Below are 20,517 nucleotides of genomic sequence, written 5' to 3'. Positions count from 1 at the left end.
TATTTTTGTTATTTTGCCACCATATTATAGTTTGTCCTCTCCTTTGAAGGGGACGTAGATGTTTTCAATATAGGGGTTAGACATGGGTGTTATTGCAAAGCGCTCCTCAATGACGTTCTTCTCTGATGGAGAAGATCATTACAGCCATCGAGTTCGTATTGTATTGGCTGAAAAAGCCGTCACAGTGGACATCATAGATGTAGACCCGTTTAACAAGCCGGACGAGTTGGCCGATGTTAATCCATACAATGAGTTGCCAGCTTTAGTCGATCGTGATTTGGTTCTGTATGAGCCAAATGTCATGATGGAATACTTGGATGAACGTTTCCCGCATCCACCGTTATTGCCTGTATATCCTGTTGCTCGCGCTGAAAGTCGTTTGTTTATGTACCGCATTCAGCGTGACTGGGCGAAGTTAGTCGACTTGATTTTAACGAGCAAAGATAAAGAAGCGGTTGCTAAAGCTCAAAAAGAGCTACGTGAAGGTCTTCTGAACGTAACGCCTATTTTTGAGGAAAAGCCTTACTTCATGAGTGATGAGTTTACGATAGTAGACTGCTGTTTGGCTCCAATATTGTGGCGTTTGCCTATTTTGGGTGTAGAGATACCAAAAGATCAGGCAAGAGCGCTGTATAAATATATGGACCTCGTGTTTTCTCGTGAGTCTTTTCAAGAAAGTCTTTCTGAAGCAGAACAAGAGATGCGTTTAGACTAAGTTTAGTCTCTGAAGCGATTTTATCAAGTTACAAAAAAGGAGCTTATGGCTCCTTTTTTTTACTAAATAGTTATTAAGTCGGAGGAAGAATGTTACCGAAAAGATCTTATTTATTAAATGCTGCCTACGCTTGGGTAGCTGATAATGATATGACGCCTTACCTGTTGGTGGATGCGGAGCAGAAAGATGTTGTTGTGCCCACAGAATTCGTAAAAGATGGTCAGATAGTGCTCAATATTGGTATGTCTGCTGTGCGTCATTTGATTATGGATAAAGAAGCAGTGTCTTTTGAGGCGCGTTTTAGTGGTAAGCCTATGCAGGTTTATGTGCCTATGCGAGCGGCGCTTGCTTTATATGCGAAAGAGAATGGCGATGGTTTTGTTTTTCCGCCCGAAGAGTTTCTAGATGAACCGACACCACCAACCACGCCAGAGCCGAAAAAGGGCTTTCAGTTGAAAGTGGTTAAATAGGGTACCCTGCGTATTCGCCAAAAAAACAGCCGCTTGAGAGCGGCTGTTTTTTTGTCATAAATGTGGCTCTGGTTAGTCTTCATAGCCAAAAAGTTGGCGCTCCAGAAGATCAACCAATATGTGAATTACGCTCAATTGGCATTCGTGAACTCTGGCGGTGCCAAGTAGGTTAATCTTGATCTCTGTATCGTCCTGTGAGGTAAGTGAGGACACATTTTTGGCTTCAGGGCTAGTCAGTGCAACAATGCTCATTTTTCGTTCATGGGCGGCTTGTATGGCTTGTATTATTGGCGATGTGTTGCCACGATTGGCAATCACGAACAATATATCGCCTTGGTTGCCAAGTGCGGTGATTTGTTTGGAAAAAACGTCGTGATAACTGTCATTGTGGGTGATGGCTAATAATGCAGCGCCTTCACCGCTCAGGTTAATAGCGGGTAGGCCGGGTCTTTCTCTGTCCATTCTGTCTAGCATTAAGGTGCTGAAATACTGAGAAAGATGAGAGCCTGTGCTGTTGCCTATGCAGATGACTTTTCCACCAGAAGCGATGCTCGAAAAAATGACTTTGGCAGCATGTTCAATATAAGGCGGTAAACTTTCCAGCGCTTGTTGTTGTGCTTCAAAGCTCTGGGCAAATTGCGTGTAGATTGCTTCTTGAAAATCCATAGTGATTAAAATACTGCTTTAAGCCAAGTTAAATGTTGAGTGTCTATTTTTCCGTCAAATAAAATTGCGTCGAAACGACTCGCGTTATTTTCTTTGTTGTTTTTTTGCAGCCATAAAGCCGCGCTATTGCGTACTTTTCTTAGCTTAGATTGCCGAAGGCTTTCCGCGGCGCTGCCATGTGCACTACTGGCACGAAACCGAACTTCGATAAAAACAAACGTACCTTGGTCGAGAAAAATTAAGTCAATTTCCCCTAAACGACAGAAAAAATTTCTTTCTACAAATCGCAGTCCTTGCTTGCGTAGAAAGTCTTCAGCGGTTTGTTCGGCTTTTTCACCGTTATTTTTCGGTATTTTCCTTTTTTTCAAAAAATTCTGGACTGTTTGCATAAACCAAATTTCCTTTTTGGTAAGTCATTATGACGGGCCTTTTGTGAAAAATGCCATCTTCATCCATGGTGATAATGCCGGTGTTGGCAGAAATTTTAGTGCTCGGGAGCAATGTGAACAGTTGATACTTGTTGGCCAGCAAATAGGAGTCTGCTCCTAGAGCTTGAAGTCGACGAAGTATATTTGAATTCTGATTTTTAGGCAGTTCATCAAGCACATTGCTGTTAGGGGTAAGTGCTGGCGCTTCGCTGAAAAGAATACGCTCAATATCGCCAGGCTTGATCGATCTATCAAGGGCGCTGTCATTGAGTGTGCTGGTAGCGAGCATAGGGATCTTATCAGCGAAGTAAAAATCTAAAAGAGGGCGTATTTGCTTAGCATCATTGAGCTTGCCAACATAGAAAACATAATCAACGTCTTCGCGCGCGCGCGCGATGCTATCAACACTGGTGCCAGTCCATTGTTCCACTAACCGTTTGCGAGCGTAGCTTTCATTAATGAGTAAGAGTTTTTGTATCGCATCTTGTCTGCCTTGTGGGGTATTGGCATACGACTGATTCGATGTGATGGCGATATTTTGTTCGACAGCGGCCGATCTAAATTCATCACTTTGTTTCAATGCCCATGTATCTTGTGTGCTCAAAATAGCTGCTTTTGTCGCACCTTCTTGTTTTGCAAAGTTGATTAATTCGTGAATCTCATCCTCTGCGCTGAGAGAAAAGTGGTATAGGTTTTTAGCGTATTGGTTGAAGTCTAGTTGGTTGAGTGCAATAACCGGGTACGACAGATCTAGGCGACTGATTTGTGCAACATTGTTTTTTTGCAATGGACCAATGATGACGTCGGGCTGTCTTTCGTTTGCGGCGGTCAATGCGTCAACGATGTTGGGATATTGATTGACGTCAATAATGCTGACCTGAGGTCTCGCTTCTTGTTGGTGGTAAAAACTTGCGAAAAAACCATCCACAATCGCTTGTGAAGCGCGCTCTAGGTTGCCACTCATGGGTAGCATTAACACAATTTTCTTGGGTGCCATCTTTTGAATGGATGACATGATTGTAAAATCTTGTGGTGGCGAAATGGCAGCAGGGTGGCTTGGGTTTTCAGACTGCCAATTTTTGAACATGTCGATTTGTTGTTCTATAGACAAAGATTGGTCTCTTAAAATACTGCTGATGGTAAGCCAGCCATTAAGTAGGGGCTGTTGTCTTTTATAGAGCTCATCTATCTCATTTTGAGTGAGATTCTGTATGGCCATCCAAAGTCGAGTTTGGTTCTCTTCGACTTCGTTAAGTGGCAAGTTGTAGGTTAAGTCCATGCGCAACATAACGACGTCAAACCAGTTGCCGAAATATTCTAAAATCGAGGCTTTGGTTTGTTTCAGTTTGTTTTGGTTATCAGGGTGATTGGCAAGAGCCAACTGGTTTGCTTGCGCCAAATAATTTAAGGCTTCTATAGAATCGTCCAAATTAGACGATGCCAAGGCGGCTAATAGATAGGCGTCAAACTGGATAGGTGAATTCACTGACAGAACTTTGTTTTCTAAGGTGTCAATGGCGTTTAGAAAATCACCTTGTTCATAGTCCGTTTTGGCTGAGTTATAAGCGTCCGCTAATGCACCTGACACCCCCGACCCTTTAAAGGGATGGTAAATGCTTGGCGGTAACGTTCTATCTTGCATAGCTCCGTTTTCAGTGTATTGAGCGCCGTTTTGCTGTGATTCCGTGTTTAAATTCATGGAATTACAGGCGCTCAGAAGAAAAGAACATAGAGTTAATGGTATGATGCGATAATTAATGAGGCTCATAAGCTTACAAAATGACAAATAAAAGAGGCAACATGTTACCACATAGTTCTGATGATGCGAGAGGGTCGTTATACATAGTTGCAACCCCAATTGGTAATCTAGATGATTTTAGCAAAAGAGCAGAGCAAATTTTACGTGATGTAGACTATATTGCGGCGGAAGATACGCGACACACCCGCCGTTTATTGAACCATTTCGCCATTGAGGCGAAATTATTTTCCATTCATGATCACAATGAAAAAGACAAAGCCGATTATGTTGCCAGTTTGTTAGATGACGGTAAAAACGTGGCTTTGGTTTCTGATGCTGGCACACCATTGATCTCTGATCCTGGTTATCATGTCGTACATGCATTACGTGAAAAAGGCCATAAAGTTGTGCCTATTCCTGGAGCGTGTGCCTTGGTTGCGGCTCTATGCGCTTCTGGGTTACCAACGGACCAATTCTTTTTTGCGGGCTTTGTGCCGGCTAAGTCAAAAGGTCGTTGCGACTTGTTTGAATCTTGGAAGAAGCAGGTTGGCACGGTTGTATTTTATGAATCTACGCATCGTGTTTATGACTCCATAACGGATGTACAAAAAGTCTATGGCGATGACGCACAATTAGTATTAGCTCGTGAAGTAACGAAAACCTTTGAGACGTTTTTGTCGGGGACAGCGTCTGAGATTCTTGCTAAGTTCGATGCCGATGCCAACCAAATGCGTGGCGAGTTCGTAGTGATGTTAAGTTTTACGCAAGAAAGTGGTAACGAAGCCGAGTTAGAAGCGAAGCGTATTCTTACTATTTTGTTGGAAGATTTACCGGTTAAGCAAGCGGCCGCTATGGCAGCCAAATTAACCGGTGAAAAGAAAAATTATCTCTACAAAATGGCGCTGGAAATGCAAAGCGAATAGTTTTTGGATTTTTTCTGGTAAACACTCACAAAAAGCATGGGTGTTTACATTCCGATAAGACTGAGTATACTCCACTCTACTTGTCGGAGTGCCATTTGGCTGAGATCGCATCATTAAATGCGGGATCCGCAGAACCTGATCGGGCTAATACCCGCGTAGGAAACAAGAAAGTCTCCATTTTTCTTTTCTGCATCGAATGAACTCCTGAGTTTTATGGAACCGATGCGGTCATATCATTGAAAGCGTCCTTTCTACTAAAATTCAGGGTTCATGTTTTGCAATCAACGCCTGTAGTGCGTTAATCGTTGTGAAGCAGCACCCCAGACAAGCCATTCTCCATTTTAATAATAAGGGAAGCGCTTATGTCTACTAGTAATGAGTTACATCGAAGCTCAGCGAATTTATCTAAAAAGCAGTCTCGTGAAGAATCACGCCAAGCGGCGAAATCTTTTATTGAGTCACTGCAAGCCAAACCTTTTCCTGCGTCCGAGCGCATTTATTTAACAGGCTCTGACGACTCCATCCGCGTTCCTATGCGTAAGATCAATCTGACCGATACCCCAATTGGATCGGATCCCGACAATTTAACCTTCGAGCCCAATGAAGCGATTTACGTTTATGACTGCTCTGGTCCTTATGCGGATCCACAAGAAAACATAGATGTGTATCGTGGCTTAGCGCCCATGCGTGAGTCTTGGATCGAAAAGCGCGGCGACACGGAAGTATTGCCAAGTGTGTCTTCTCAGTTTGCTCAATCTCGTCTGGATAAGGCGGCGCTGGACGAGTTACGCTTTAAAGCCTTACCTAAAGTGCGTAAAGCTCGCCAAGGTAAGTGTGTGACGCAAATGCATTACGCACGTCAAGGCATTGTTACACCAGAGATGGAATACATTGCACTGCGTGAAAACCAAAATATTGACGCTATTAACAGTGAATTATTGCTAAGACAGCATCCAGGTCAAAGCTTTGGCGCGAACCTACAAACCCGTATTACCCCCGAGTTTGTTCGTGACGAAGTCGCTCGAGGTCGCGCTATTATCCCCAATAACATTAATCACCCTGAATCCGAGCCAATGATCATTGGCCGTAACTTCTTGGTGAAGGTCAATGCCAATATTGGTAACTCAGCCGTGACCTCGTCTATCGAAGAGGAAGTAGAAAAACTGGTCTGGTCGACCCGTTGGGGCGCAGATACCGTGATGGATTTATCGACGGGTAAAAATATTCACGAAACCCGCGAGTGGATCTTGCGTAACTCGCCGGTTCCTATTGGTACCGTCCCCATCTATCAAGCCTTGGAGAAAGTGGATGGCGTGGCTGAAAATCTAAATTGGGACGTTTTTCGCGATACCTTGATTGAGCAAGCAGAGCAGGGGGTCGACTATTTCACTATTCACGCGGGTGTGTTGTTGCGCTACGTGCCGATGACCGCCAAACGTCTTACTGGCATCGTGTCTCGTGGTGGTTCCATCATGGCGAAATGGTGTTTGGCGCACCACAAAGAGAGTTTTCTTTATGAGCGCTTCCGTGAAATTTGTGCGTTGTGTGCGGAATACGATGTGGCTTTGTCTTTGGGGGATGGCTTGCGTCCGGGGTCTATTATGGACGCCAATGACGAAGCGCAAATGTCGGAGCTTCGCACCTTGGGCGAATTGACAAAAATTGCTTGGGAATACGATGTACAGGTGATGATTGAAGGTCCTGGTCACGTCCCCATGCAATTGATCGAAGAAAATATGACAGAGCAATTAAAGCATTGTCATGAAGCACCATTTTATACTTTGGGGCCTCTAACCCAAGACATTGCACCGGGGTATGATCACATTACCTCTGGCATTGGTGCCGCGCAAATTGGTTGGTACGGCTGCGCTATGTTGTGTTACGTGACGCCAAAAGAGCATCTTGGTTTACCTAATAAAGAAGACGTTAAGCAAGGTTTGATCACTTACAAAATTGCGGCCCATGCCGCCGATCTGGCTAAAGGTCATCCGGGCGCACAAATTCGCGATAATGCTTTATCAAAAGCGCGTTTTGAATTTCGTTGGGAAGATCAGTTTAACCTGTCTTTAGACCCTGAAACCGCTCGCTCTTACCATGATGAAACATTGCCGCAAGCGTCAGGTAAAGTGGCGCATTTCTGTTCTATGTGTGGACCAAAATTCTGTTCGATGAAAATCACACAAGAAGTTCGCGACTATGCCAAGGGCTTAGAGGATGCCAAAGGCTTGGAAGGTGCTCAAAAAATCGACATGAGTGCTTTGGAAGGCGATGCTGTTGCTAGCGAAGCCGAAACAGGCATGCAGAAAATGTCGGCGCAATTCCGTGAGCTAGGCAGTGATGTCTATCTCACTACGGATAAACTAAAAGAAACATCGCTGTAGGCGAAAGGAGGATTTATGTCGATAAAACCTCCTGTTGTCTGGTGCGTGGGCGGATCGGATTCGTCCGCCCACGCTGGACTCCAAGCGGATTTGCGTACAGGGCAAGACTTAGGTTGCCATGTGCAAACGATAGTGACGTGCATCACCGCACAAAATTCTAAAGAAGTGCGGTCTGTGGAGCCTGTTTCGCTGATTGTGTTCAATGAACAGTGGCAAGCCTTACTCGATGATGTGCCACCAGCGGCCATTAAGGTTAGCTTGCTGCCTTCCATCGACATTGTGAAAGCTTGCTCGGTTTGGGTGCAACGCGTCAAAACCGACTTTCCGAATGTGCTGGTTATTTTTGATCCTGTTATGGCGGCGAGTAGTGAATCGGGTAATCGCCTGCAACAAGATTCTGTTGGGGCTTCTTTATTGGAGTCTTTGCTTCCACATGTGGATGTGATTACGCCCAACTTGCTGGAATTTGAGCGGCTGACAGGCTTGTCCGGCCAGCAGCCAGTGGTGGACATACAGAGTCAATTGGCCGCGTATTTAGCGTCGTCAAAATGCGCGTGGTTACTGAAAGCTGGGCATTCAGACTCTGAACAAGCAACGGATTGGCTGGTGGGCCACGATTCTGTCATCGGTTTCTCTTATGAAAAACTCACTGTGCACAATACCCGTGGTACAGGTTGCACCTTATCGACAGCGTTGGCGAGCTTTATTGCCCATGGCTACGATCTTCTAGATGCCATGACCATGGCTAAGGCCTATATCACTGGGGCGTTAAAAAGAGGCGTGCAGATTGGTGTTGGTGCTGGGCCATTGGGGCGACCTGGTTGGCCGCTTCAGATTGAAAATATGCCAACGATTGTCTCACCATTCTCACCAGTAATGTCCATGAATCAGCCGTTTGCCAAGATGGATCTTGGTAAAATGGGTTTGTACCCTGTGGTGGATTCCGTTGCTTGGCTTGAGTTAGTGCTTAAGCAAGGGGTGAAAATGGCCCAGCTGCGCATCAAAGACCCTAACGATGTTGATTTAAAGCATAAAATTCAACAGGCGATTGCCCTAGGAAAAGAATATGACGCTCAAGTCTTTATTAATGACTATTGGCAGCACGCTATGACGTTTGGTGCGTATGGCGTTCATCTTGGTCAGGAGGATTTGGATGTGGCGGACTTGACGCAAATTCAAGCCGCCGGACTGCGTCTCGGCATCAGCACCCATGGTTACTATGAAATCGCTCGCGCTCAGTCTATTCAGCCAAGCTACATCGCGTTAGGTCATATTTTCCCTACACAAACCAAAGAAATGCCTTCTCAGCCACAGGGTTTAACTCGACTGGCCCATTACGCCACTTTATTGAAAGGCACGTTTCCTACGGTGGCGATTGGTGGCATCGATGCAGAGCGGTTACCAGCCGTGGTGAAAACGGGCGTGGATTGTATTGCTTTAGTGACGGCCATCACCAAAGCAACAGAACCCGAGGCCGCGACACGATCTTTGATGATGACCTTTGAGGCCAGTGTAGGAGATAAGCGATGAAGATTGTGCTAAACGACGTACCTTATGAATTTACTGGAAACACTCTCGAAGACCTACTGAATGAGTTGGGGAAAAGTCAGCAAGGTATTGCCATTGCGATCAATCAACAGGTCGTGCCAAAAAGTTTGTGGTGCGCTACTGAGTTGAATGAGCAGAGTCAGGTGTTTATTTTTGAATCCATTGCTGGAGGTTAACATGTCGTCTTTATTGATTGCAGGACACGAATTTCACTCTCGACTTTTTACGGGTACTGGGAAATACGCCAGTGCTGATGCCATGATGGATTCGCTAACGGCCAGCGAAAGCGAACTGGTAACCTTATCTTTGCGTCGCATGGATTTAAAAAATCACACGGATAATATTCTTCAGCCTTTGCAGCAGCAGGGCATAAAGTTGTTACCCAATACCTCCGGCGCGCGTACCGCCAAAGAAGCCGTTTTTGCGGCAGAGTTGGCTCGTGAAGCATTGGAGACCCATTGGGTGAAGTTGGAAATACACCCTGATCCGCGTTACTTGATGCCAGACGGCATGGAAACCCTGCTGGCGGCCGAAGAGTTGATCAAAAAAGGTTTTGTGGTCATGCCTTATGTTCACGCCGATCCTGTGCTTTGTAAACGATTAGAAGAAGTCGGTTGTCAGTGTGTCATGCCACTGGGTTCGCCTATTGGTTCAAACATGGGCTTGGCGAGTCGTCCATTCTTAGAAATCATCATTGAGCAGAGTCGAGTGCCTGTCATTATTGACGCCGGCATTGGTGCGCCTTCGGATGCGTCATTGGCCATGGAGCTTGGCGCGGATGCGGTGTTGGTAAACACGGCCATGGCCGTTGCCAAACGCCCTGCGCAAATGGGCAAGGCTTTTCGTCTTGCTGTGGAAGCGGGTCGAATGGCCTATGAGTCTGGTTTGGGAGCAAAGCGAATACAAGCGCAAGCGACTAGTCCATTGACGGATTTCCTTGGAGCCTTGTCATGACAGATGGAGTCAGCCAGACAATTCGCATGTTAGAGCAAAGTCCAGCGATAGATGGTCAGTTTAGCCAGTTTGTTGAAAGCACAGATTGGCAAATTGTGACGCAAACGCATCAGGCAAAAACCGAGCAAGATGTGTTGCGTGCTTTGACTAAAAGCAAACTCGACGTAGACGATTTTGCGGCCTTGATTTCCCCTGCGGCAGAGCCGTATTTGCTGGAAATGGTGACCAAAAGCGAGCAACTGACGCTGCAGCGCTTTGGAAATACCTTGAGTTTGTTTGCGCCCTTGTATTTATCCAACACCTGCGCAAACGAATGTACCTACTGTGGCTTTTCTATGAGTAATGCGATCAAGCGCCTCACGCTGAATGAGTCGCAGATAGTCAAAGAAGTGGCAGCCATTAAAAGCAAAGGCTTTGACCATATTCTCTTGGTGACAGGGGAAACCAACAAAGTCTCCATGCCATACTTTGAACGCATGATTCCTCTTATCAAGCCGCACTTTAGTCAGCTCTCCATGGAAGTCCAGCCATTAGAGATGGAAGAGTACAAACGGTTGCAAGGTATCGGCTTAGATGGTGTGTTGGTGTATCAAGAAACCTATCGCCGCACAACTTACCTTGAGCATCACTTACGGGGCAATAAGTCTAACTTCAATTATCGTCTAGACGCGCCTGATCGTATTGGGCAGGCTGGCATTCATAAAATTGGTTTAGGCGTGTTACTTGGGCTGGAAGACTGGCGTACGGATTCCGTGATGATGGCGCATCATTTACGGCATTTGCAAAAGTGTTACTGGCGCAGCCGCTTTAGCGTGGCGTTTCCGCGTATTCGTCCTTGCGAAGGTGGTATCGTACCCAAGTCTGTTATTACCGACCGACAGCTCGTCCAGCTTATCGCGGCTTGGCGTTTGTTTGATCGTGACTTGGAAATGAGCTTATCAACGCGGGAATCTCCAGCGTTTCGTCATCATGCAGTGCGTATGGGGTTTACAACAATGAGTGCCGAATCGAAAACCCAACCGGGCGGCTACGCAGAAGATTCACAAGAAGCGCTTGAGCAATTTGAGATCAGTGATGAGCGCCCTGTGGCTGAGATTATGGCGATGATTCGAGAGCAGGGGCGCGACGTCGTTTGGAAAGATTGGGATCCGGCACTTTCGGGGGCTCAATAGGAGGTCAAGGTTTACGCTGATCTTCAAGAATGTGATGGTATTTGCTTGGTTGCAAGTGGAAACAAACAAATGTCGATTTACCTTTACAAACTAATGACAAGTTTTGCACGTGGATTCTTTCTCTTTGGCACTGTTTGACGCAGAAATAGACATAATAGATTCCAACAAAACAGGAAACAGCTTAAGGAGCTTACTATGTTGGATCGTAAAAAAGCAGGAATGATGGGCGTTATTGGTTTGAGTGCCGCGATTATAACCGGTGTAGCAGTGAGTGCTTATGCAGAAACAAAATCACCTCAAGGTGATGTTGTTAAAGGCCAAGCCACTCAGGAAGCGCCAATGAACGCCGTACCAACCCATGATCAATTGGCAAGCCGTATAGCGCAGCAACTTGGTTTAGATGAAAAAACACAAACGAAAGTGTCTGATCTGTTTGAAAAAGATGGTAAGGCCATTCGTAAAATTCAAGAGCAGTTACAAACGACTCAAATGGAATTAAGTAGCTTGTCACCAAGCTCAAAAGACTACCTAGATAAGGTCGATGATCTTGCCGAAAAAACGGGCGAGTTAACCGAAGATCTCACCGTGGCCTATGCAAAAAATCGAGTGGGCTTGTACGAGTTGCTTACACCAGAGCAGATCGAAAAACTGGAAACCCCAGTTCAGCCGCAATCGTAATTTTTCATTGATACATTTCCCTTTGTATTGAGAGCCTTGCCCCAGTTCTAAACAGCTGGGGCTTTTTTTGTTATTGACGTTATAAAAAAGGCCAAATTTCTTTTTGCAGAATTTGGCCTTTGTGGTATTGCTTAAAGCGCGCTTTTAGCTCGCTATAGAATCAAACAGTTCAAAATACGTTGGGAAGGTTTTTGAAGTACAGCCAGGGTCGTTTATGGTCACTGGTGTATCAGAAAAAGCCACCAGAGAGAAACACATGGCAATGCGGTGATCATTGTAGGTATCGATGGCCGCATGTTGAAGTGTCTCAACGGGAGTGATGGTAATAAAGTCTTCACCTTCAATCACGTCAGCACCGAGTTTTTTCAACTCGGTTGCCATGGCGTATAAACGGTCGGTTTCTTTGACTCGCCAGTTGTAGATGTTGCGAATGGTGGTTGGGCCTTTGGCGAATAGAGCGGTGGTAGCTATGGTCATAGCCGCATCAGGAATGTGGTTCATGTCCATATCTATGCCGTTCAGTTCGTTCCGTTCCGCTTCTATCCAAGTCGGGCCATAAGTGATTTTCGCACCCATTTGCGCTAATACATCGGCGAATTTCACGTCACCTTGTACGCTGTCTGTTCCCACACCGTGGACTTTGATTTTTCCGCCGGCAATGGCCGCGGCAGCCAAAAAGTAGGAGGCGGAAGAAGCATCCCCTTCTACCATGATTTCACCAGGACTTTGGTACGTTTGCTGACCTTTCACTACAAATGCTTGGTAGTTCTGATTTTCTACTTCCACACCGAATTGTTTCATGGCATGTAGTGTAATATCGATATAAGGTTTAGACACCAATTCGCCATCGACTTTGATGGTCAAATCGCTGTTTGCCATGGGCGCACTCATCAAAATAGCCGTCAGGAACTGGCTTGAGATATTGCCTTTAATAGACACTTCGCCGCCAGATAAGCCATTTGCTTTAATGCGTAAAGGCGGATAGTTTTTCTCGCCCTCGTAAGCAATATCAACCCCTAATGCTTGTAGCGCATCGACTAGATCGCCAATAGGACGTTCGTGCATACGTGGCTCACCATGAAGGTGGAATTCGCCTTTTCCTAAACAAAGCGCGGCGGTGAGAGGGCGCATTGCGGTACCAGCATTCCCTAGAAACAAGTCACCGAAATCGGCTTGAATCGGGCCTGCCAGACCGTCAAGAATGCACGTTGTGCCATTGTCTGCTAGAGAGTACTTAACGCCTAATTTGGTTAGACTTTCTAGCATGCGGCGAATGTCGTCGCTGTCTAGTAAGTTGGTGATTTTTGTCGTGCCTTTTGCCAGTGTGGCTAGTAATAAAATACGGTTTGAAAGGCTTTTAGAACCTGGGATTTGGATCTCTCCATTGGCGTTGGAAAGCGGGCCTAGTGTTATTGAATTCATTATTAAGTCCATCACAGTGGTTGTGTTTATTGTATTGGTCTTGTGTTAGTAGCGTGTTGCCGCGAGTAAATGATTCGTTCTCAATATTGTTTAAAAAATGTCCATTTGTAGGTGGTCGCGTCGCTCTGTGATTAAGAGGTCAGTCTTGAATGTGAGATAGTATACCTTTGATGACGTTTCCTGTCAGTTCTGCTAATTCACTCAGTGCGCTGTTTTTTACCACAAAGTCTCTTTAGAATGTTGGTTAATAAAATAATGACGTATAGGAAACAGTTTATGAGACACCAATATCATCCTCTTGGTTTTGACGGATCACGTATTGCCCAAGGTTTTTGGCGCCTGCAAGAATGGAACATGACGTCTTCAGAAACGCTTGGCTTTATTGAGGCTTGTCTGGATTTAGGGGTAACGACATTGGACCACGCAGATATTTATGGCGGTTATCAATGCGAAGCATTATTTGGAGAGGCGTTAAAACATAAGCCCGCTCTGCGGGACAAAATGGAGATTGTTACAAAATGCGGGATATTGCTGCCATCAGAGAGTCGTCCTGAAATACGGGTTCATCGTTATGATTATCGTGCTGAGCATATTTTAGCCAGTGTTGATCGTTCTCTTGCTAATTTACAGTGTGAGTATATTGATACGTTACTCTTGCATCGCCCAAGCCCGTTGATGGATGCAGATGAGATCGCACAGGCGTTTGATTTGTTATTTACACTTGGTAAGGTTAAGCACTTTGGTGTGTCAAATTTTACAACTCATCAATTTGATTTGTTGCAGTCTCGTCTTGATGCGCCTTTGATTGTGAATCAGGTGGAATTATCACCATTGGCGTTGCAACATTTTGAAGATGGCACCTTAGACCATTTACAACAACATGCTGTAACCCCCATGGCGTGGTCGCCTTTTGCTGGTGGTGAATTGTTCTCAGGCTCCAATGAAAAAGCAAAACGCGTTCAAATGGTATTGGGTGAGTTAGCACAGCAAAACAATTGTACAGTCGATCAAATTGTTGTTGCGTGGTTATTGCGACACCCGTCTGGTATTTGTCCTGTTATGGGATCAGGAAAGGTTGAACGTTTGGCCATGGCTGTTGACGCATTGTCCATTCCGCTGAGTGATGATGATTGGTTTCGTATTTGGGTTGCATCTAAAGGTCAGCCTGTTCCCTAAAACTTGGAATCGTTAACCGTCATTGTAAGCTCTAAACAGGATATTAAGCCGCTATATGCGGCTTTTTTTGTATCTAGAGTCCTGTCTTTGTTTTGCTTGGTGTAGAAAGCGTGTTGTTTCGTAACCATGTGATGGAAAGTGCACTTTTATTCCCTATACTGGCAGCAACGTAGTTATCTAAGAGGAGGTTTATCAAATGAAAAAGTACGTGGTTATGGCGTTAATGGCGTTGGCTAGCATTGATTTATATGCGCATACGCTAACAAAGCCAACAGGCCCTGTTATTTTAACCGTGACTGGAAATATAAATATTACTAATACCGAAAGAAAAACAGCAGAATTTGATCGTGAAATGCTGATGAATTTGGGTGTCGTTGAGCAAAAAACAATGACGCCGTGGAGTGAGGGGGTCGATTCTTACAAAGGGCCGTTATTGAGATCCTTGATGGCCGCCGTTGGCGTAGATTCTGGTACTTTGGCTGTGACCGCATTAAACGATTTTAGTGCCTTAGTGCCTGTGCAGGATGGAAAAAATTATAATGTCATGCTTGCTATGGATATAAATGGGAAACCGATGTCTGTAAGAGACAAAGGGCCTATCTTTCTACTTTATCCATTTAGCGATGTTCCAAGTCTGAATAATGAAGTGATATATAATCGATCTGTTTGGCAGATAAAATTGATCAATGTAGAGTAGACTATAATATGCGCTTTCTCTTTCTACCTGGACTTAACAGAGTTACCGATAAGCAGTCATCGCCCTTTATTATTTTGGTTTTTTTGGCATTTGTTTTTATGAGTGCTGCTGTACTAATGTTTACCGAACTGGTTGAACGGCAAAAGATGATTATGTCTGCGGTAGAAGAGGATGCGGTATGGGCGGCTTATCAATTAGATAGAGAGGCATTGAAATTTAGTAATGCACTTAGCTTGTTGCATGATGACTTTACTGATGAACGTCTTAAAGATGCCAAGAATCGTTTCGATATATTGTACAGTCGAGTGAATATATTAGAAAAAGGACAGCTAAGAGTGCTTTTTGATCGGTTGAAAAATTCTGATCAAATTTTGATTTTTCTTCAAACAAAAATGTCTGAAATAGACCGTGTTTTATTCTCCAATAAAGACGCCATAGATGTTGATTTTTTGTTAAATGAAAGTAATGAATTGTTGAAAAATATAGAGATTACTGTGGTTGAGACAGTCGCTTTTCGATCAAAAGAGAAGGTTGTACAGAGAAACGACTCTTTAGGTCTGTTTCTTTATCTAGGATCGTTGATCGCTTTATTAACCATTACCATGATGTTTATTATCGTTATGCTTTTTAGACAGCTAAAAGTCGCTCGTGAATCGTATGAAAAAACACAAAAATTAGCCGATGACTTAGAAAAAGCCGTATATTCAGCTGAGCAGGCATTAAAAATAAAGTCAGAGTTTTTGGCAACCATGAGTCATGAGATACGGACGCCAATGAACGCCATTATTGGATTCAGTTATCTACTACTCGACGACAGTTTAGAGAAAAATCAGCGGGAGAAAGTGGTTAAAATCCAAAAGTCTGCCGATGGTTTGTTAGCAATAATAAACAGTATCTTAGATTATTCAAAAATTGAATCTGGGAAAATGGAGTTAGAAGTCAGCGCTTTTAGTCTGGATGATGTTTTAGATTATGTATATCAAAGTAATGAAACGGCTGCTGGTTCCAAAAAAATAGATTTTATTATTCGTCGTGACTTTTCTATTTGTGATAATTTGATTGGAGACAAAACCCGCTTACAGCAAATTTTAATCAACGTTGTGGGTAATGCAATTAAGTTTACTCACTCTGGGTTTGTGCATCTCAATCTATCCTTATCATCGAATGAGATGTTGGTGATTGAGGTTGAAGACACTGGAGTGGGTATTAAAGAGGGGGTTGATGTTTTCGATGTTTTCAAACAGGCGGACAGCAGTACCACTCGATTGTATGGTGGAACAGGGCTAGGGCTTAGTATCACGCAAAAGCTTGTGGCCTTATTAGGTGGTGATATTTCTTATACTTGTGTTCTCGGTGAAGGGTGTTTGTTTAGAATTGCCATACCTTATTGCCCCGATCAAAACGTAGAGCCGTTTGTGTTGAGCAATATCGCTTTCATAAAAGAGGATGTGCAAACGAACGCTTTATTAACAGACCTTAAGATCAACTCTTTGACTGAATGGCGTACATCCGATTTACTTAATTGTCACCTTCCTGTTATTGCCAGTCGTCATTGGCTTAAATCAGAGTATGTATTGTCTACTCAACTAGAAAAATTTTTAATGAAAAGGGTGCTTTTCTTAGGTGGAAGCCTAGATCAAATGGATGAGTATCATATAACAGGATTAATTACACCTTCGAATATTATAGAGCAAACTTTGTTATTAGAGTTGCAAAATTCAAATCAAGAGACAGAACCTTCTCCATCTGATTTATCTGATAAAAATGATTTTTTTAAAGATAAAGTTATTTTGTTAGCAGAAGATAATAAAGTTAACGCGAATATTGTTAAAGCGATTATTGAGAAAGTTGGAGCGAAAGTGGAATGGGTGGAGAACGGTAAAGACGCCGTAGAACGTTCCCTTTCTCAGCAATATGACTTAATTATCATGGACATTAGAATGCCATTAATGGATGGCTATGAAGCAAGTGAAAAAATCTGTCAAAATTTATCGGACAGTAAACCTCCGATTATTGTGTTAACAGCGGACACATTTATAGCGCCACAAGATAATACGGTGAGATCTGGTATCGACGATGTATTGTTTAAGCCACTCAATCCATATCTTTTGATCGAGAAAATTGAGTTCTGGATGATGAAGTATGGTGTGAATGCTTTGCAAAGCACCGAGAATACCAGCTGTTCATCTGTCAGTTATGAGGATTTAAAGCATGTCCTCTCTAAAATAGAGGTGCTTGAAAACTTGCTTTTATCAGGTAGTTCTGATTCTGAGATGATAATAGATAGTCTAGTGAAGAAATGTGCACAATGTGATGACTTAGCCGTGCTTGTTTCGGCGGCAAAGGATATTGCGTCTTATGACTATCAAGATGCGTTGATAAAGGTTAGAACGTTTAAAAGGCAACTTTTACTGTAGTTTCTGAGGGAAAGATAAATGAATAAAATGAAACTAGAATTTTCGATGGATATGAAAGATAAGCGAGTGCTTATTGTCGATGATGTGCCGAGTAATATTGATTTGCTCAAAAGCATTTTAGCTGAACATTATCAAGTTCAGGTTGCAAAAAGCGGTCAGGCCGCGTTGGATATTATCAATCGGTGTATGCCTGATATCGTATTGTTGGATATTATGATGCCGGGCATGAACGGTTTTGACGTCTGTAAAGTGCTCAAAGCGGAGGCTAAAACAGCGGATATTCCAGTGATTTTCTTAACGGCAATAACGGATGCACACCATGAGCAAGAGGGTTTCAATGTCGGCTGCGTTGATTTTATTACGAAGCCGATTACGCCGTTAACGACCTTATCTAGAGTTGCTACGCATCTGAAGCTGGCTGAGAATAATAAGCGTAATAAACAAACTATAGTGGATAGAACAAAGCAATTAGATAATGCTTTACAGTCTGCTATAGAAATGCTCGGAGAGGTAGGGCAGCTTAACGATACGGATACTGGTGTCCATATGTGGCGCATGGCCGATTATTGTGCCATTTTAGCAAGAGCGATTGGTTGGCAAGAAGAGCAAGTTGAGCTGCTTAAATTAGCTGCTCCCCTTCATGATACGGGGAAGGTTGGTATTCCGCACTCTATCTTGAAGTCACCGAATAAGCTGAGCGACGAAGAGTGGGAGATAATGCGCCAGCATACGGTAATAGGGCACCAAATTTTAATTAAAAGCGATGCACCACTGTTTAAATTAGCGGCTGAAGTGGCGCTTGGGCATCATGAAAGATGGGATGGCACAGGTTATCCTTTTGGTCTTACTGGGCAAGAGATTCCGCAGTCCGCTCGGATTGTTGCTTTAGCTGATGTGTTTGATGCGCTTACCATGACACGATCTTATAAGCCGTCTTGGACCGTTGAAGAGGCTCTCGAACATATTAAAAAAGCGGCTCATTCCCATTTTGATCCAGAGTTGGTTGATTGCTTTTTGTCGATTGAAAGCGAGATTCGTGGGGTTAAGGCCAAATGGGACGCTGTTGATTAATGAGCAGCGCAGCATTTTTTAAACTTTTTGCCCGATCCACATAGGCAAGGGTCGTTTCTCCCTACTTTCATTGCTTCAGAATTGATCAGTGGCGTATTTTTTTGAATATCATGTTCGCCTGATGTATAGAACCATTGTCCCTTTATTTTTTTGAATAGGGAGCGTTCACTTAAGCGACCAATGTGCTTTCCCTCCTTAAAATGAGCAGAAAAGGCCACAAGGCCTTTTTTGTCTTTTTCTAAACCTTCTTCAGTGCTATGGATTTCGAGCTTTATCCATTTTGTCTTCTCATTGCTGTCTTGTATGTCCGAGGCAGACTGGTTGGGTTCATCTGTCAGCTTTTGAGTCGCCGCGATGTAATCAAAATTACCCAAAGCGAAAGCAGTATAGCGTGAGCGCATTAGGGTTTCTGCCGTTGGGGCGGTACCCGGATTGTTATGGTACATACCACAACACATTTCGTAGGGGCTGCCTGTTTCACAAGGACAATTTACTGGAATTGGCATAGTTCACTCCTCTCATCGCCAAATGCACTTTCACAAATGTACTTCAAGATGCGTATAATACCTTTTTATTTAATGGCTAACAGGAATTATTTGTGACCTCATCGGGCCCTACATCATTTTTTTGGTTTGACTTTGAAACAACCGGAACGGACCCTGCGCGTGATCGTCCCATGCAATTTGCCGGAATTAGAACGGATCTTGATTTTAATCCTATCGGTGAGCCTGTCATGTTTTACTGTCGATTGGCAGAGGATGTGCTCCCACAACCAGAAGCTTGTCTACTCACGGGAATAAGTCCTCAAGACGCAAATCGTGAAGGGCTTTGTGAGGCGGAGTTTATGCAGGCGGTAGAAGCTGAACTGTCTCTACCAGGGACTTGTGCGCTTGGCTACAACTCGATTCGGTTTGATGACGAAGTGGTGCGTTACGGTTTTTATCGTAACTTTATCGATCCTTATGCTAGAGAGTGGCAGAATAATTGTTCTCGATGGGACATTATTGATTTAGTTCGAATGACCTATGCTATGCGCCCCGAAGGGATTGTTTGGCCAAAAGGTGACGATGGTCAGGTCTCAATGAAGCTCGAAGCACTGACAAAAGCCAACGGTATTGCCCACGAGCAAGCACACGATGCATTGTCTGATGTGTATGGCACCATCGAAATAGCGAAATTGATTTGCAGTAAGCAGCCTAAATTGTTTGCTTACTATTTCAAAATGCGCCAGAAGCATGAGCTACAGCAGTTCATTGATATACCGAGACTAAAACCTTTTCTGCATATCTCGGGAATGTTTGGTCAGGCGAGGCACTATGCGGCGTTTGTTGTTCCCATTGCGCCTCATCCAAGCAATAAAAATGGTGTGATTGTTTACGACTTAATGGCAGATGCACAACCTTTAGTAGATTTGAGTGTTGAGGACATTCGCCATCGTGTATTTACACGTCAGGATGATTTGGGGGAGTTGGAAAGGTTGCCGCTAAAAGTCATTCATTACAATAAATCCCCAGCGGTTGCTCCGGCGACTTTTCTGAAAGATGCGCAAGTTGTTCAGCGCTTAGGCTTGGATGGTGCTGTTTGCCGTCATAATCTTGCCATCATAAAAGGGCATGCTGGTCTTGCGGCTAAGTTGAGCGATGTTTTTGCGCAAGAAGAACGACCCATCCATAAAGATCCAGATGTCATGCTTTATTCTGGCGGTTTTTTCTCCCGAGAAGATAAAGCTAGAATGGAAACGATTTGTTCGACGCCTGCAAGCCAATTGTCTGAACTGGCCATATCGTTTGATGATCGACGATTGCCAGAAATGTTAATGCGCTACATTGGGCGTAATTACCCAGATCAACTGACAGAGCAACAAAGAGTGGAGTGGGAAGAATATCGCCAAGTGCGTTTGCTTGAAAAAGACGGTGGCGGTTCTATTTGCATGGAGCAGTATTTTGAGCGTTTGAATCAGATTGCTCAAACTCCCGATTTGGCGGCAGCAAAGCAAATCATGCTGCAAGACTTGGCTGATTATGCACAAAGTATTTATCCTATTGCGCTATAAGGAATCAA

The 20,517-nt window shown here is 44.0% G+C and carries 19 protein-coding genes and 1 riboswitch; of the genes, 14 read left to right on the top strand and 5 right to left on the bottom strand.

Annotation, left to right across the window (positions count from 1 at the left end; translation table 11 throughout):
* Positions 1-82 precede the first annotated feature (82 nt).
* Both DK187_RS03830 and DK187_RS03825 read left to right on the top strand, forming a co-directional pair.
* On the top strand, positions 83-715 hold the full coding sequence (locus tag DK187_RS03830) for a glutathione S-transferase N-terminal domain-containing protein (RefSeq protein ID WP_111606020.1): 633 nt from the start codon (positions 83-85) through the stop codon (positions 713-715).
* 89 nt (positions 716-804) lie between these two features.
* On the top strand, positions 805-1,185 hold the full coding sequence (locus DK187_RS03825) for a ClpXP protease specificity-enhancing factor (protein WP_111606019.1): 381 nt from the start codon (positions 805-807) through the stop codon (positions 1,183-1,185).
* Between the two features lie 72 nt (positions 1,186-1,257).
* On the opposite strand, the gene DK187_RS03820 is transcribed toward DK187_RS03825, so the two are convergent.
* From DK187_RS03820 to DK187_RS03810, 3 genes are read right to left on the bottom strand one after another with little or no spacing between them, the layout of a single operon-like run.
* Positions 1,258-1,851, bottom strand: coding sequence for an SIS domain-containing protein (locus tag DK187_RS03820; protein ID WP_111606018.1), 594 nt, complete (start codon positions 1,849-1,851; stop codon positions 1,258-1,260).
* Positions 1,852-1,856: 5 nt separating this feature from the next.
* Positions 1,857-2,240 carry a YraN family protein gene (locus tag DK187_RS03815; protein ID WP_111606017.1) on the bottom strand — a complete coding sequence of 128 codons (384 nt, stop codon included), beginning with the start codon at positions 2,238-2,240 and terminating at the stop codon, positions 1,857-1,859.
* Positions 2,191-3,978, bottom strand: a complete 1,788-nt coding sequence (locus DK187_RS03810) for a penicillin-binding protein activator (protein WP_223232358.1) — start codon at positions 3,976-3,978, stop codon at positions 2,191-2,193. Before DK187_RS03810 ends, DK187_RS03815 begins: the two co-directional genes overlap by 50 nt.
* Before the next feature lie 101 nt (positions 3,979-4,079).
* Between DK187_RS03810 and rsmI the strand changes: the two genes are divergently transcribed.
* From rsmI to DK187_RS03775, 7 genes are all read left to right on the top strand, one after another.
* Entirely contained in the window at positions 4,080-4,940 is an 861-nt protein-coding gene (gene rsmI / locus DK187_RS03805; RefSeq protein WP_223232359.1) for a 16S rRNA (cytidine(1402)-2'-O)-methyltransferase, read from the top strand.
* Between the two features lie 74 nt (positions 4,941-5,014).
* Positions 5,015-5,119: riboswitch (TPP riboswitch) on the top strand.
* A 183-nt stretch (positions 5,120-5,302) separates the two neighbouring features.
* The gene (gene thiC / locus DK187_RS03800) at positions 5,303-7,321 is read left to right on the top strand and encodes a phosphomethylpyrimidine synthase ThiC (protein WP_111606014.1); all 2,019 of its coding nucleotides are present in this window, start codon (positions 5,303-5,305) and stop codon (positions 7,319-7,321) included.
* Positions 7,322-7,336: 15 nt separating this feature from the next.
* Positions 7,337-8,851 carry a thiamine phosphate synthase gene (thiE, locus tag DK187_RS03795; protein ID WP_111606013.1) on the top strand — a complete coding sequence of 505 codons (1,515 nt, stop codon included), beginning with the start codon at positions 7,337-7,339 and terminating at the stop codon, positions 8,849-8,851.
* Positions 8,848-9,045 (top strand): sulfur carrier protein ThiS, encoded by a 198-nt coding sequence (gene thiS / locus DK187_RS03790; RefSeq protein WP_111606012.1) that lies wholly within the window; start codon positions 8,848-8,850, stop codon positions 9,043-9,045. Before thiE ends, thiS begins: the two co-directional genes overlap by 4 nt.
* Before the next feature lies 1 nt (position 9,046).
* A complete protein-coding gene (locus DK187_RS03785; protein ID WP_111606011.1) occupies positions 9,047-9,823 on the top strand; it encodes a thiazole synthase in 777 nt (258 codons plus the stop codon).
* The gene (gene thiH, locus DK187_RS03780) at positions 9,820-10,995 is read left to right on the top strand and encodes a 2-iminoacetate synthase ThiH (protein WP_111606010.1); all 1,176 of its coding nucleotides are present in this window, start codon (positions 9,820-9,822) and stop codon (positions 10,993-10,995) included. The genes DK187_RS03785 and thiH overlap by 4 nt, the downstream gene beginning before the upstream one ends.
* 195 nt (positions 10,996-11,190) lie before the next feature.
* A complete protein-coding gene (locus tag DK187_RS03775; protein WP_111606009.1) occupies positions 11,191-11,673 on the top strand; it encodes a Spy/CpxP family protein refolding chaperone in 483 nt (160 codons plus the stop codon).
* A 144-nt stretch (positions 11,674-11,817) separates the two neighbouring features.
* Here the strand turns inward: DK187_RS03775 and aroA are convergent, their stop codons facing one another.
* On the bottom strand, positions 11,818-13,095 hold the full coding sequence (aroA, locus tag DK187_RS03770; protein WP_111606008.1) for a 3-phosphoshikimate 1-carboxyvinyltransferase: 1,278 nt from the start codon (positions 13,093-13,095) through the stop codon (positions 11,818-11,820).
* Between the two features lie 276 nt (positions 13,096-13,371).
* Between aroA and DK187_RS03765 the strand changes: the two genes are divergently transcribed.
* The 4 genes from DK187_RS03765 to DK187_RS03750 all read left to right on the top strand — a co-directional run bounded on the left by DK187_RS03765 (position 13,372) and on the right by DK187_RS03750 (position 18,456).
* Entirely contained in the window at positions 13,372-14,271 is a 900-nt protein-coding gene (locus DK187_RS03765; protein ID WP_111606007.1) for an aldo/keto reductase, read from the top strand.
* Between the two features lie 196 nt (positions 14,272-14,467).
* Complete coding sequence (locus DK187_RS03760; RefSeq protein ID WP_111606006.1) at positions 14,468-14,968, top strand: putative pterin-binding protein; 501 nt, start codon at positions 14,468-14,470, stop codon at positions 14,966-14,968.
* An 8-nt stretch (positions 14,969-14,976) separates the two neighbouring features.
* Positions 14,977-17,385: a response regulator gene (locus DK187_RS03755; RefSeq protein ID WP_111606005.1), complete on the top strand. Its 2,409-nt coding sequence runs from the start codon at positions 14,977-14,979 to the stop codon at positions 17,383-17,385.
* An 18-nt stretch (positions 17,386-17,403) separates the two neighbouring features.
* Positions 17,404-18,456 (top strand): HD domain-containing phosphohydrolase, encoded by a 1,053-nt coding sequence (locus DK187_RS03750; protein ID WP_204355574.1) that lies wholly within the window; start codon positions 17,404-17,406, stop codon positions 18,454-18,456.
* Here DK187_RS03750 and DK187_RS03745 read toward each other — a convergent pair.
* A complete protein-coding gene (locus DK187_RS03745; RefSeq protein ID WP_111606004.1) occupies positions 18,453-18,962 on the bottom strand; it encodes a YchJ family protein in 510 nt (169 codons plus the stop codon). The genes DK187_RS03750 and DK187_RS03745 overlap by 4 nt on opposite strands.
* A 92-nt stretch (positions 18,963-19,054) precedes the next feature.
* Between DK187_RS03745 and sbcB the strand changes: the two genes are divergently transcribed.
* Positions 19,055-20,509 (top strand): exodeoxyribonuclease I, encoded by a 1,455-nt coding sequence (gene sbcB, locus DK187_RS03740; protein WP_111606003.1) that lies wholly within the window; start codon positions 19,055-19,057, stop codon positions 20,507-20,509.
* The last annotated feature ends 8 nt before the right edge of the window (positions 20,510-20,517 follow it).

The organism is Marinomonas arctica, assembly GCF_003259225.1.
GTDB classification, from domain to species: Bacteria; Pseudomonadota; Gammaproteobacteria; order Pseudomonadales; family Marinomonadaceae; genus Marinomonas; species Marinomonas arctica.
This window is presented reverse-complemented; position numbering and strand designations above follow the sequence as displayed.

Excerpts from the sequence above, each read along its gene's own strand:
- DK187_RS03830 (WP_111606020.1), top strand. The coding sequence starts at position 83 with ATGGGTGTTATTGCAAAGCGCTCCTCAATGACGTTCTTCTCTGATGGA.
- DK187_RS03825 (WP_111606019.1), top strand. The coding sequence starts at position 805 with ATGTTACCGAAAAGATCTTATTTATTAAATGCTGCCTACGCTTGGGTA.
- DK187_RS03820 (WP_111606018.1), bottom strand. The coding sequence starts at position 1,851 with ATGGATTTTCAAGAAGCAATCTACACGCAATTTGCCCAGAGCTTTGAA.
- DK187_RS03815 (WP_111606017.1), bottom strand. The coding sequence starts at position 2,240 with ATGCAAACAGTCCAGAATTTTTTGAAAAAAAGGAAAATACCGAAAAAT.
- DK187_RS03810 (WP_223232358.1), bottom strand. The coding sequence starts at position 3,978 with ATGAATTTAAACACGGAATCACAGCAAAACGGCGCTCAATACACTGAA.
- rsmI (WP_223232359.1), top strand. The coding sequence starts at position 4,080 with ATGTTACCACATAGTTCTGATGATGCGAGAGGGTCGTTATACATAGTT.
- thiC (WP_111606014.1), top strand. The coding sequence starts at position 5,303 with ATGTCTACTAGTAATGAGTTACATCGAAGCTCAGCGAATTTATCTAAA.
- thiE (WP_111606013.1), top strand. The coding sequence starts at position 7,337 with ATGTCGATAAAACCTCCTGTTGTCTGGTGCGTGGGCGGATCGGATTCG.
- thiS (WP_111606012.1), top strand. The coding sequence starts at position 8,848 with ATGAAGATTGTGCTAAACGACGTACCTTATGAATTTACTGGAAACACT.
- DK187_RS03785 (WP_111606011.1), top strand. The coding sequence starts at position 9,047 with ATGTCGTCTTTATTGATTGCAGGACACGAATTTCACTCTCGACTTTTT.
- thiH (WP_111606010.1), top strand. The coding sequence starts at position 9,820 with ATGACAGATGGAGTCAGCCAGACAATTCGCATGTTAGAGCAAAGTCCA.
- DK187_RS03775 (WP_111606009.1), top strand. The coding sequence starts at position 11,191 with ATGTTGGATCGTAAAAAAGCAGGAATGATGGGCGTTATTGGTTTGAGT.
- aroA (WP_111606008.1), bottom strand. The coding sequence starts at position 13,095 with ATGAATTCAATAACACTAGGCCCGCTTTCCAACGCCAATGGAGAGATC.
- DK187_RS03765 (WP_111606007.1), top strand. The coding sequence starts at position 13,372 with ATGAGACACCAATATCATCCTCTTGGTTTTGACGGATCACGTATTGCC.
- DK187_RS03760 (WP_111606006.1), top strand. The coding sequence starts at position 14,468 with ATGAAAAAGTACGTGGTTATGGCGTTAATGGCGTTGGCTAGCATTGAT.
- DK187_RS03755 (WP_111606005.1), top strand. The coding sequence starts at position 14,977 with ATGCGCTTTCTCTTTCTACCTGGACTTAACAGAGTTACCGATAAGCAG.
- DK187_RS03750 (WP_204355574.1), top strand. The coding sequence starts at position 17,404 with ATGAATAAAATGAAACTAGAATTTTCGATGGATATGAAAGATAAGCGA.
- DK187_RS03745 (WP_111606004.1), bottom strand. The coding sequence starts at position 18,962 with ATGCCAATTCCAGTAAATTGTCCTTGTGAAACAGGCAGCCCCTACGAA.